At 39.5% G+C, this 12,597-nt stretch carries 9 protein-coding genes; 8 read left to right on the top strand and 1 reads right to left on the bottom strand.

The features are described 5' to 3' along the window. Positions 1-9: 9 nt before the first annotated feature. The 6 genes from atpA to glmU all read left to right on the top strand — a co-directional run bounded on the left by atpA (position 10) and on the right by glmU (position 8,297). Entirely contained in the window at positions 10-1,551 is a 1,542-nt protein-coding gene (gene atpA, locus AC27I2_RS18245) for a F0F1 ATP synthase subunit alpha (protein ID WP_006793951.1), read from the top strand. Positions 1,552-1,611: 60 nt separating this feature from the next. Further along, a complete protein-coding gene (gene atpG, locus AC27I2_RS18240; protein ID WP_010558110.1) occupies positions 1,612-2,472 on the top strand; it encodes a F0F1 ATP synthase subunit gamma in 861 nt (286 codons plus the stop codon). Positions 2,473-2,505: 33 nt separating this feature from the next. Then, positions 2,506-3,891 carry a F0F1 ATP synthase subunit beta gene (gene atpD, locus AC27I2_RS18235; RefSeq protein WP_006793949.1) on the top strand — a complete coding sequence of 462 codons (1,386 nt, stop codon included), beginning with the start codon at positions 2,506-2,508 and terminating at the stop codon, positions 3,889-3,891. A gap of 13 nt (positions 3,892-3,904) precedes the next feature. Continuing rightward, positions 3,905-4,327: a F0F1 ATP synthase subunit epsilon gene (locus AC27I2_RS18230; RefSeq protein ID WP_006793948.1), complete on the top strand. Its 423-nt coding sequence runs from the start codon at positions 3,905-3,907 to the stop codon at positions 4,325-4,327. A gap of 158 nt (positions 4,328-4,485) precedes the next feature. Then, positions 4,486-6,621, top strand: a complete 2,136-nt coding sequence (locus AC27I2_RS18225) for a winged helix-turn-helix domain-containing protein (protein ID WP_487205098.1) — start codon at positions 4,486-4,488, stop codon at positions 6,619-6,621. Between the two features lie 317 nt (positions 6,622-6,938). Beyond that, positions 6,939-8,297, top strand: coding sequence for a bifunctional UDP-N-acetylglucosamine diphosphorylase/glucosamine-1-phosphate N-acetyltransferase GlmU (gene glmU / locus AC27I2_RS18220; protein ID WP_487205097.1), 1,359 nt, complete (start codon positions 6,939-6,941; stop codon positions 8,295-8,297). Positions 8,298-8,325: 28 nt separating this feature from the next. Here glmU and AC27I2_RS18215 read toward each other — a convergent pair whose 3' ends face one another. After that, on the bottom strand, positions 8,326-9,168 hold the full coding sequence (locus tag AC27I2_RS18215; protein ID WP_487205096.1) for a LytR/AlgR family response regulator transcription factor: 843 nt from the start codon (positions 9,166-9,168) through the stop codon (positions 8,326-8,328). Between the two features lie 143 nt (positions 9,169-9,311). On the opposite strand from AC27I2_RS18215, the gene AC27I2_RS18210 reads away from it, so the two are divergent. Next, complete coding sequence (locus AC27I2_RS18210; protein WP_487205095.1) at positions 9,312-10,541, top strand: acyltransferase family protein; 1,230 nt, start codon at positions 9,312-9,314, stop codon at positions 10,539-10,541. A gap of 85 nt (positions 10,542-10,626) precedes the next feature. After that, a complete protein-coding gene (locus AC27I2_RS18205; protein ID WP_487205094.1) occupies positions 10,627-12,420 on the top strand; it encodes a choice-of-anchor I family protein in 1,794 nt (597 codons plus the stop codon). Positions 12,421-12,597 lie beyond the last annotated feature (177 nt).

Genomic DNA, 12,597 nt, shown 5'->3' with positions numbered 1-12,597 from the left:
AAAAAGAGCATGCAACTTAATTCCACTGAAATTTCAGAACTAATCAAACAACGTATTGAGAAGTTCGAAGTTGTAAGTGAAGCTCGTAACGAAGGTACAATTGTATCTGTTACTGACGGTATCATCCGCATCCACGGTCTAGCTGACTGTATGCAAGGTGAGATGATTGAGCTTCCTGGCAACCGTTATGCTATCGCACTAAACCTTGAGCGCGACTCAATTGGTGCAGTAGTAATGGGTCCGTACGCTGACCTTACTGAAGGCGTAAAAGTATACACAACTGGTCGTATCTTAGAAGTTCCTGTTGGTGCTGGCTTACTTGGTCGTGTTGTTAACACACTAGGTGCTCCTATCGATGGTAAAGGCGCTTTAGATAACGACGGGTTTGAACCTGTAGAAAAAATTGCACCTGGTGTAATCGAGCGTCAATCTGTAGATGAGCCAGTTCAAACTGGTTACAAATCTATTGATGCTATGATCCCAGTTGGTCGTGGTCAGCGTGAGCTTGTAATCGGTGACCGCCAAACAGGTAAAACTGCACTAGCAATCGATGCAATCATCAACCAAAAAGACACAGGCGTTAAGTGTGTGTACGTAGCGGTTGGTCAAAAAGCATCTACTATTGCTAACGTAGTACGTAAATTAGAAGAGCACGGTGCACTTGCAAATACTATCGTAGTTGTAGCATCTGCTTCTGAGTCTGCGGCACTTCAGTACTTAGCACCGTTCTCGGGCTGTACTATGGGTGAATACTTCCGTGACCGTGGTGAAAACGCATTAATCGTATATGATGATTTATCTAAGCAAGCAGTTGCTTACCGTCAAATCTCATTACTACTTAAGCGTCCACCAGGTCGTGAAGCATACCCAGGTGACGTATTCTACCTTCACTCGCGTCTTTTAGAGCGTGCATCGCGTGTAAACGCTGATTACGTTGAAAAGTTCACTAACGGTGAAGTGAAAGGACAAACTGGTTCATTGACGGCATTGCCAATCATTGAAACTCAAGGCGGCGACGTTTCTGCGTTCGTACCGACTAACGTTATCTCTATCACCGATGGTCAGATCTTCTTAGAAACTGACTTATTCAACTCAGGTATCCGTCCGGCAGTAAATGCTGGTATCTCGGTATCGCGTGTTGGTGGTGCTGCACAAACTAAAATCGTTAAAAAACTAGGTGGCGGTATCCGTCTAGCCCTAGCTCAGTACCGTGAATTAGCTGCGTTCTCGCAGTTCGCGTCTGACCTTGACGATGCTACACGTGCTCAACTTGAGCATGGTGAGCGTGTAACAGAGCTAATGAAGCAGAAACAGTACGCGCCAATGTCTGTTGCTGAAATGTCTTTGTCGTTATTTGCAGCTGAGAAAGGTTATCTTAAAGATATCGAAATCGCTAAAATCATGGATTTCGAAGCAGCTTTACTTTCTTACGCAAGTAGCACATACGCAGAGCTTGTGGCTCAAATCAATGAAACTGGTAACTACAACGCCGAGATCGAAGCGCAACTTAAAGAACTTCTAGAGAAGTTCAAGTCTACGCAAACTTGGTAATTTAGTTATTAATGGTGCGCTTTAGTTTACTAAAGCACACCTTGATTCGGAGAGAGAGTCATGGCCAGCGGAAAAGAGATTAAAAGCAAGATCGGGAGTATTAAAAATACTCAAAAGATCACTAGCGCAATGGAAATGGTTGCTGCGTCTAAAATGAAAAAGGCGCAAGAACGAGTGGCTTCAAGCCGTCCATACGCTGACAAATTACGCAAAGTGATTGGTCGTGTTGCTCAAGCAAATCTTGATTTTACTCACCCGTTCTTAGAAGAACGTGAAGTAAAACGAGTTGGTTATATTGTTATCTCTACTGACCGTGGTCTGTGTGGCGGCTTAAACTCAAACGAGTTTAAGAAAGTTGCATTAGACATAAAAGCATGGAAAGAAAAAGGTGTAGACGCAGAGTTTGCAACTTTAGGCAGCAAAGCTGCTGGTTTCTTTCAACGCTTTGGTGGTCAAGTGCTTGCTAAAAAAGCAGGCCTAGGAGATAAACCTTCAGTACAAGACGTTATTGGTCCTGTAAAAGTAATGCTTGATGCATTCTCTGAAGGTAAAATTGACCGTTTATTCCTGGTATATAACAACTTCGTTAATACCATGAAGCAAGAGCCAACAATAGATCAGTTACTCCCTTTGCCAAAAGCTGAAGAAGAAGTATCTGCCCACACATGGGACTACTTATACGAACCAAACCCAGACGCTATTTTAGAGTCTTTGTTAGTTCGCTTTGTAGAGTCTCAGGTATACCAAGGTGTGGTTGAGAACGCTGCCTCTGAACAGGCTGCCCGTATGGTTGCAATGAAAGCTGCAACTGATAACGCTGGCGACCTTATGGATGAGTTACAGCTTGTTTACAACAAGGCCCGCCAAGCGGCAATCACACAAGAAATTAGTGAGATTGTTTCTGGTTCAGCCGCAGTTTAATGCTTCAGGCAAAGATTAACGAGAGGAATAGACATGAGTTTAGGTAAGGTCGTCCAAATTATCGGTGCCGTTGTGGATATTGAATTTTCACAAGACAACGTGCCAGCCGTATATGACGCGCTAAAAGTAACAGATGGCGATTTAGCTGGTTTGACTCTAGAAGTTCAACAGCAGCTAGGTGGCGGTGTGGTACGTACTATCGCACTAGGTACTACAGACGGTTTACGTCGTGGTGCAGCAGTATCAAACACAGGTGAAGCGATTCAGGTTCCAGTTGGTAAAGCAACACTTGGTCGTATCATGAACGTACTTGGTGAGCCAATCGATGAAGCTGGCCCAATCGGCGAAGAAGACCGTATGTCTATTCACCGTGCAGCGCCTTCATACGAAGAGCAATCAAGTTCAGTAGAACTTTTAGAAACAGGTATCAAGGTAATCGACCTTGTATGTCCGTTTGCTAAAGGTGGTAAAGTTGGTTTATTCGGTGGTGCCGGTGTTGGTAAAACCGTAAACATGATGGAACTTATCCGTAACATCGCAATCGAGCACAGCGGCTACTCAGTATTCGCAGGTGTTGGTGAGCGTACTCGTGAGGGTAACGATTTCTACCATGAAATGAACGATTCAAACGTACTTGATAAAGTATCGCTTGTATACGGTCAGATGAACGAGCCTCCAGGTAACCGTTTACGCGTAGCGTTAACAGGTCTTACTATGGCTGAAAAGTTCCGTGACGAAGGTCGCGATGTACTTTTCTTCGTAGATAACATCTACCGTTACACACTTGCGGGTACAGAAGTATCAGCACTACTTGGTCGTATGCCATCAGCAGTAGGTTACCAGCCTACACTAGCTGAAGAAATGGGTGTACTTCAAGAGCGTATCGCATCTACTAAGACGGGCTCAATTACATCAATCCAAGCGGTATACGTACCTGCGGATGATTTAACGGATCCATCTCCAGCAACAACGTTTGCTCACTTAGATGCAACAGTAGTACTTTCACGTGATATCGCATCACTTGGTATTTACCCAGCGGTAGATCCACTTGATTCATCTTCACGTCAGCTTGACCCATTAGTAATTGGTCAAGAGCACTACGATACAGCGCGTGGCGTTCAAACAGTTCTTCAGCGTTACAAAGAACTTAAAGACATCATCGCAATCCTAGGTATGGACGAGCTTTCTGACGAAGATAAGCAACTTGTATCTCGTGCACGTAAAATCCAACGCTTCCTATCTCAGCCGTTCTTCGTGGCAGAGGTATTTACAGGTGCGTCAGGTAAATACGTTTCACTTAAAGACACAATTGCTGGCTTCAAAGGCATTCTAAACGGTGAGTTTGATGACCTTCCAGAGCAAGCGTTCTACATGGTTGGCTCTATCGAAGAAGCTCAAGAAAAAGCCAAAAGCATGTAATTAGGAGGGTAGTATGGCAGCTATGACTGTACATCTTGACGTAGTAAGCGCAGAGCAGAACTTGTTTTCTGGTTTGGTTGAATCGATTCAAGTATCTGGTAGTGAAGGTGAGCTTGGTGTTAATGCCGGTCACGCGCCACTACTAACTGCCCTTAAACCTGGTATGGTGCGTTTAGTTAAGCAATTTGGTGAAGAAGAACTCATCTACATTGCTGGCGGTACACTAGAAGTTCAACCGAACATAGTGACCGTACTAGCAGACACAGCCGTTCGTGGTGAAGACCTAGACGAACAAGCTGCAGAGCAAGCTAAACGTGACGCTGAAGCGCAAATGGCAAAAGGTGCATCGTCAGAGCTTGATTACAATCAAGCGGCAATGCAACTAGCTGAAGCGGTAGCACAACTACGTGTTATTCAGCAATTACGTAAAAAGTAAGCCTATCTGGTTTATAAAAAGCCCACTTTATGTGGGCTTTTTTGTGCTTGATTGATGACTCTATCTAGCTTTGCTGATAATCTAAACAACATTAAGTAGTTAGTTTTAATAATTAAATCCTATCAAATTATTAGCTATAAGGACGTAGTGACCTACCAATGAAACCGTCAACTTTTTCAGAATCAATAGTAGAAATTAAGTTTGGAGCATGGCGTTTAAACCCCAAACAGCAAACTATTAATGATGGTGTAATTGAAAGGGAATTGGAGCCGCTACTTTTTAAAATTCTTAGTTACCTCATTCTTAATAAAGAGTCGATAATTACTCGTCAAGACCTAATTGACGACGTATGGTGTCAACATTATGTTGACGATAACGCCATTAACAGAGCTATTTCAGAACTGAGAAAAGCCCTTAAATCAGATAAACAACGCGGCTTAGTGGTAAAAACACATTACAGAAAAGGGTACAGCTTTTTTTTAGAGCCAGAGATCATACATCATGAAAAAAGTGCTTCGTCATTTAGCCAAGTTAACGCATTAAAAGAAACACCTAATAAAAAACAAAAAAAGTTAATAGCATTAATAACTATATTAATTTTAGGTGCTTTCATTAGTATTTACATGTTTCAAAGTCAATCTAGCCTAAATAACAAGATTGGAAATGATACGTTACTAAAGGTTGAGACAAAAAGCCCAAACATCGTAAATAAAAACTTTAACGAAGAAACACTCTCTTGGCGACAAGGTATATATAGTCGAATGATACTTTCCCCTGATAATTCGACCGTCGCGCTGTCATTCCTTGAAAAAGAACAACAATACTCGTCGCTTTTAATTAAAAACTTACATACCGGCCAAGAAAAACTAGTTGCAGAAGCTAACGCTAATATTTTTCCAGCAGGTTGGTCAATTGGCAGTGAACGTGCAATTTATAGCATAGAAAGTGAAGGTAAATGTGGGCTGTGGGAAGTAGATTTAACAAGTAGTGCAGGTAGTAAATTTTTATTTGAGTGTAAACCATCAAATTTACTTAATGTTGTAAGTTTAGGTAATAACTCTTATGTATATTCAAAATATGGTTACAGAAATCGCTCTGAATTATCGGTCCTTGTTAATAGAAACCTAATTACAGGCGAGGAGTTTCAAATAAGTTCACCAAACTTAAATTCGTATGGTGATAAGTTTTTATATTTAATAGAAAGCAAAAATAAAATTATATTTGAGAGGCACCAATTTAATTCTAGTGAATTATACATGACTGATTTAGAAGGTGGGGCACAGGTTAAGCTATATGAGACTAAAAGTAGAATATGGACAATTAACTACAACAATGAGACAGATTCATTGCTATGGTATGACAATTTAAAAGGGCTTTTATACCAATACTCATTAAAAAATAACCATTTAGAAAGTAAAACAAAAGTTGATAGCGACAGTCGCTACTCACTAACTTACCCATTTGATAATAAAGCTATTTTAGGGCTTACGTATCCTTTTTCTCATAATATTTACAGGTTTGATTTAGTTTCTAAAAATCTCGAACGGATATCAAAGACAATAAGTAGACTTGTAAACACTGTTGGAGAAAATGTTGTGTTTTTTAGTAGGGATAAGGGAACAATTAAACTAAATACGGCATTTAAAGATGGGAAAGTGATATCTAAAAAGGTCAGTGTTAGATATCGAAACTTTCAAGTATCATCTGATACTCAAGAAGCTTTCGGGGTTAATGAGAACAAGATAGAAATATTTAAATTTGAAGATTTATCCGTTAAGGATGTTATTACCCCCAAAGATAATTTGATCTCGGTTAATTATTTATTAGACAAAAATATTGGTTACATTGTGCAGAATGAATCTAGCTTAAATAACAGCTCTTATATTTTTAATAGAAATAGTTCTAATAGTATATTGTTACCAGTAAGAAATGCCTTGTGGTTTGGTCAATTACGAAATAACAAACTCGTTTTTTTAAATAGTTTAGATATGTTGATTTTTTTCGATTTATCTACAGGGATACAAACTCAAGGCTTTAAAGTTAAGCCATCGGCTTATAAACACTCTTTATCGGCAAGCCAAAATAAATTGTATCATTCAACAGGTAAAGCTGTGTACGAATATGATTTTTCGGAAAGCTTTAGTGTGACGCCAAAAAAAGTATTTGAGATTAGCACAGCAGAAGATGTTATTCGTGATATAGAGTTTTCGAGTTCTGAGAAGATTCTATCATTAGAAATTGTAGAGTTAGTTAACAATGAACTTGTGAGACTATCACTAGAGAAAAGCGATTAATTTAAGTATATGTAAAGTGATATACCTGCCAGTAACTTTTTCCAGTCGGTGTGTTTGTGGCAAACAATATATTTAACCCCGATGAATTGGTTAAGTGAAAAGAAGTACTCCACAAGTTACTTTACTGTAATTATAATTTTCACTTATATCCTTCACCAATCCTCGCTACAATAACGCTATTCAATTAAGTCTATTTTTCAGTCAAGATTCAGTACTAGCAAATTAGTTTACTGAGTATTTGCACAGGGCGTGATTTACGCAATCTTCTGTATAAACAGACTTGTTAACTAAAACAACGGAAAAAGGAAATTGTTTTAATGGCTCTAACAACAGTAATTCTTGCTGCGGGTAAAGGTACTCGTATGCGTTCTGCTTTGCCTAAAGTACTGCATAAAGTGGCAGGTAAACCTATGGTGCAGCACGTTATAGATAACGCAAAGGCATTGGGCGTAACCACAACTAACTTAGTTTATGGGCACGGCGGCGAACTATTACAACAACAACTTGCCGATAATAACGTAAACTGGGTACTGCAAGCAGATCAACTAGGTACAGGCCATGCTGTTGCACAAGCAAATCCTCACATTAACGATGACGATACCGTATTGGTTTTATACGGTGACGTTCCTTTAACAAAACAATCAACACTTGAGCGCTTATTAGCTGTAACACCTAAAAATGGGCTAGCGGTATTAACCGTTAACTTGGTTAATCCAAATGGCTACGGTCGTATGCTGCGTGAAAATGACAAGCTTGTTGGTATTGTTGAGCAAAAAGATGCAAGCGCAGAGCAGTTACTTATTAATGAAGTAAACACCGGTATTATGGCGGTTAACGGCAAACTGTTAAAAACTTGGTTAGGCAACTTATCTAACAATAATGCCCAAGGTGAATACTACCTAACAGATATAGTGGCTATGGCGCACAGTGAAGGTGTAGAAATTACTTCAGCTCAGCCAGATCATGCAATGGAAGTTGAAGGTGCAAACAACCGCGTACAACTAGCAGGGTTAGAGCGAGCTTTTCAAGCGTGGCAAGCAGAAGAGTTAATGTTAAATGGTGCCACCCTCGCCGACCCAGCTCGTATTGATGTTCGTGGCGACGTTAAAACAGGCGAAGACGTATTAATTGATATAAACGTTATTTTTGAAGGTAATGTAACTCTTGGCAATAACGTACACATTGGCCCTAATTGCGTCCTTAAAAACTGTACCATTGGCGATAACGTGGTAATAAAAGCTAATACATTAATTGAAGACGCATCAGTTGCAGCTAAATGTACCCTTGGCCCATACGCCCGCCTACGCCCTGGTGCGGTTATGGAAGAAGACTCTCACATTGGTAACTTTGTTGAGATGAAAAAAACCCGTTTAGGCAAAGGCTCTAAAGCTAATCACTTAAGTTACTTAGGCGATGCTGAAATTGGTGAAAAAGTAAATATTGGCGCAGGTACAATTACCTGTAACTACGATGGGGTGAATAAAGCAAAAACCATTATTGGCGATAATGCTTTTATTGGCTCAAATTCATCACTTGTTGCCCCTGTAAATATTGGTGCAACAGCAACTGTGGGAGCGGGCTCTGTGATCACTAGCACCGTTGAAAACGAGCAGCTTGCAATAGCACGTTCAAAGCAGCGTAATTTAACCGGCTGGAAACGCCCGGTTAAAAAATAATACTGAAAGGCTACCTAGGTAGCCTTTTTTATTGCAGCTTAAGTTTAAATTGCTCTTTATAACGCCTAGAAAGGTTAAGCACCTTACCTGTAGTTAGTTTTATTTCGCTGTCGCCGCTGGGGAGTGGTGTAATGCATTCCACTTTATCGAGTTTTACGCCATGACTTCGGTGAATCCTACAAAAGCCCTGCACTTCTAGTTGCTTGCTTAATTCAGTGAGCGTCACTCTTAAAGGGTAAATGGACGTGCCAATGTGTAAGTTTACATAATTGCCTGAAGATTCAAGCCAATCCACATCGTCAATTTTTATAATAAATTCTTTACCCCGCTTTTTAACTAATAAGCGATTAATAGTATCAGTATTGTGTTGCTCACTTTCATCAATAGATGAAGCCTCACCTAGTAGCTGTTTAACAATATACTGATAAACTTTAATAAGGGTGATAAAGAATAAAAAACTTATCGCATCTTTTTGGTATTCATATAAAAATTCAAACCAGCTGAGCCCAAAGTTGTAGTGAAGATCGTTCAACCAATAAATGAGCTTACGTCCTCCAACCATTACACTAATATGGAATACGCTGAAAATAATAGACGCTACAAAGTAAGTACACAGCGAAAGCGCAATATTATGCCAATTAAAAGGTATTTTTTTTAATAGCCACACCACAGCCGGAAATATAAGTAACGTGCTAAACGCACTGGAATATTCCCATACAAACGGCTCCCATATTAAAAAAGGCAGTGCGCCGTCTCTTTGCGCCTCCATTATTTGAGTTGTCGCATTAACCGTATTGTTTATTACAACGTAGCTAAACAAAAGTAACGCGGCATAAAAAGTTTGAAAACGTTGAAAGTGTTGAAGGTTCATTATGTATGCTTTTATATTTGTAGGCGACAGCTATCCCTGTATACCACCTTTTATCACTATTGCTTGTAATATAAGCACTTATGTATAGTTTTTGCGAGTTATTTTAAGTTAACTACCGGTATCACAAACACATTGGTTAACGTATGAGTACTCAATTAAACGCAATACAATCTATACACTCTCGCCATTACTTTCTTGATTGGTTAAGAGTAATTGCATTTGCGACTCTCATTTTTTATCACATAGGTATGTTGTATAGCCCAAATTGGGGGTTTCATTTTAAAAGTAATTATACGTTTGAACTCGTAGAGTCTTTTATGTTGGTGTTTTCCCCTTGGAGAATGTTGCTAATTTGGTTTATATCAGGGGTGGCACTTCGTTTTATGCTTGATAAGGTAGGTGGCTACAAACTACGTGCCCTATTTGTTTTAAAGCGTTCTATTTTTATATTACTGCCCCTGCTGGTGGGGTTATGGTTAGTTGTACCTTTACAGCTTTATGCCGAAATGCATCAACAAGGCGTTATAGATATAACGTACTGGCAGTTTTATTTAGCGTTTTTAGATACTAGTAATAGCATGTTTGCTAATTACCAATCTGGCGTATGGCCGCATGTTGATGTAAATCATTTATGGTATTTACGTTCTTTATGGCAGTTCATGCTTATTGTTTTTATATACTCATTAGTAGCAAAGCTTTCTATTTTTTCTTCTTTATTAACCACGGTTAAATTAAATTTATCATTTCCTATGCTCACAGGCCTATTAGTAATAGCCATGTTGCTCGCTAATAATTATTTAAAAGGTGATGCAATACGCGAAGTAAGCGGCTTTATATTTTTATTTACAGGATACCTGTTAGCCAAGAATACTTATTTTTGGGCAAGTTTAAATCAATATCGTTGGGTATTGTGTACAAGCTTTATCCTATTGTATGTGTGCATTGTTTTGGCGTATCAGAGTGTATTAGATTTACCAAATTATGTTTGGGTCACTATATATAATACTCAAAGAGTTGTTGGGGTGTTCGCCATGCTCACCTTAGCGCAGCGCTTTTTAAACTTTAAAGCACCTTACCTAAATACACTAAATAGCGTGGTGTTTCCCTTTTACGTATTACATCAAAGTGCATTAATTATTTTGTGTTTTATGCTGCGGCCTTTTATTTTTGGCCCCGTGGTTGAGTTATTTTTAATTACAGTGGGTACTTGGGGGGCGTGCGCAGCTATTACATTAGTGGTAATGCGCTTTGATGCTCTGAGGCCCTTTTTGGGTATTAAAATTAAAAACAGCTATTCGAAAGCGCTAAAAAAGGCCGGTTATATTTTGGGTATTTTGCTTATTTTACCGTTAGCCTATCAGCTGGTTTTTTAAGGTAAAAAAGCTTTATTAAAAGTGCCACAACTTTGTAATACCTCTGTGTTGATATTTATGTAATACCACACTAAGAGAAATTACAATGTTAAAAAAATCTATAATAACGCTTTCACTTTTATCTATACTGACCGGTTGCTCATTAGATGGCGATGATGGTCAAAATGGCGCACAGGGTTTACAAGGTGTACAAGGAACTGCAGGGGAGAATGGAATTAACGGCACCAACGCTAACTCAGCTTTAACCATTAGTTTAGTAGGTAGAGCAGTACTCAATGCGCAAAGTCCTGAAGGTGCTGCCGAAATAGTCGCTTATCAAGCATCAAAAAAATGGATTTACGCTATTAATAGCTCGGGCGATACAGCGGTTGTAAATATTATTCCTGCCGACACATTCGATACAGCTGCTTTAGCGCAGGATAACGAAGGCATTGTAAATACAACTAACTTAAGTACGGCAATTACACTTACCTTAAACGACAACACCCCCGGTGACGCAAACAGCATAGCAATAGACGAAAATAACCAATTACTTGCTGTAGCAATGGCCGCAAAAAACGTTGGTGAAATGGGCCAAGTTGCCTTTTACGATATAAGCGGCGATACACCAATCTTTCTAAAAAATGTAACCGCTGGTTTTTTGCCTGATATGGTTACTTTTAGCCATGATGGAGTAAAAGTGGTTGTTGCCAACGAGGGAGAACCTAATGGCGACTATAGTATTGACCCACAGGGGTCTATCAGCATTATTAATATTATTGATGGCGAAGTTGCCGACACCGCTACAAATATTGACTTTACAGCATACAACGATAAGCAAGCTGAGCTTGAAGCTCTAGGACTGGTATTTGCTAATCCAACAGGGCGCACTATAAATGGTAATTTAATCAATACAACCGTCGCTATGGACTTAGAGCCAGAGTACGTGAGCATTTCTAAAGATAACAAATACGCTTATGTATCAATTCAAGAAAATAACGCGCTTGCCATCGTTAATCTAGAAGATAACTCTCTTGAGTTAAAAGGGTTAGGATTTAAAGACTGGTCTAACTTACAAATAGACGCATCAGACAAAGACGGCGGTGTTAACTTTAAATCATACCCCGGCTTATACGGCATGTACCAGCCAGACACAATATCAAGCTTTAGCTGGAAAGGCGCAAACTTTATAGTGTCGGCTAATGAAGGCGATGCACGCGAATACTTTTTTGATACAACCGATGAAGCCGATTGCGCAGCCAAAGGCGGCGTAGATTTCGATGAAGACGATGGTTGCCTTGCTTACATCGATGAAAGCCGCGTCGAAGACTTAACGCTTGCTGCTAATTTTGATTACTTAAATAACGACGATAACGACATCGGCCGTTTAAAAGTGACAACGGTTAAAGGTGATACTAATAACGATGGTCAATACGAATCGCTTTATGCCTATGGCGCACGTTCGTTTACCATTTGGGACAGTAATGGGCTGGTGGTATTTGATTCTGGAGACGATATAGGGCGTATTACCGCATCAGTTCATGGCGAAGCGTTTAATAATAATGAAGATGAAAATAAAGGCGATACACGCTCAGACGACAAAGGCGCAGAACCCGAAGCGCTCACCATAGGTACAATTGGTGAACGTACCTTTGCATTTATAGGACTAGAGCGTATGGGCGGTATCATGATTTACGATATTACTAACCCATATGATGTGCAGTTTGAAGACTACTTTTATAACCGAGGTTTAATAGCTGGTGCAGAAATTACCGGCGACCTTGCACCAGAAGGGATGATGTTTGTACCGGGTGAACAAAGCGCCACTAATAAACCACTCCTCATAATAGGTAATGAAATATCTGGTTCTATTGCAGTATGGGAAATTGCAGCTAATTAACCATGCTATTTAAAAGCGGAAAATAAATGTTTTGTTTTCCGCTTTTATATTCATAGATCATTAGCATTTTTAAAGTGATTTAAAATGCATGTTTTTTAAACTAAAAGCGCTCTCCACCCCTTTATTTGTATACCTTTCGTACTAAAAGTGTTTTTATTCAAAAAAGCGTGAATTAAA

It is taken from the genome of Pseudoalteromonas sp. NH0006-46 (assembly GCF_057547735.1).
This window is presented reverse-complemented; position numbering and strand designations above follow the sequence as displayed.

Excerpts from the sequence above, each read along its gene's own strand:
- atpA (WP_006793951.1), top strand. The coding sequence starts at position 10 with ATGCAACTTAATTCCACTGAAATTTCAGAACTAATCAAACAACGTATT.
- atpG (WP_010558110.1), top strand. The coding sequence starts at position 1,612 with ATGGCCAGCGGAAAAGAGATTAAAAGCAAGATCGGGAGTATTAAAAAT.
- atpD (WP_006793949.1), top strand. The coding sequence starts at position 2,506 with ATGAGTTTAGGTAAGGTCGTCCAAATTATCGGTGCCGTTGTGGATATT.
- AC27I2_RS18230 (WP_006793948.1), top strand. The coding sequence starts at position 3,905 with ATGGCAGCTATGACTGTACATCTTGACGTAGTAAGCGCAGAGCAGAAC.
- AC27I2_RS18225 (WP_487205098.1), top strand. The coding sequence starts at position 4,486 with ATGAAACCGTCAACTTTTTCAGAATCAATAGTAGAAATTAAGTTTGGA.
- glmU (WP_487205097.1), top strand. The coding sequence starts at position 6,939 with ATGGCTCTAACAACAGTAATTCTTGCTGCGGGTAAAGGTACTCGTATG.
- AC27I2_RS18215 (WP_487205096.1), bottom strand. The coding sequence starts at position 9,168 with ATGAACCTTCAACACTTTCAACGTTTTCAAACTTTTTATGCCGCGTTA.
- AC27I2_RS18210 (WP_487205095.1), top strand. The coding sequence starts at position 9,312 with ATGAGTACTCAATTAAACGCAATACAATCTATACACTCTCGCCATTAC.
- AC27I2_RS18205 (WP_487205094.1), top strand. The coding sequence starts at position 10,627 with ATGTTAAAAAAATCTATAATAACGCTTTCACTTTTATCTATACTGACC.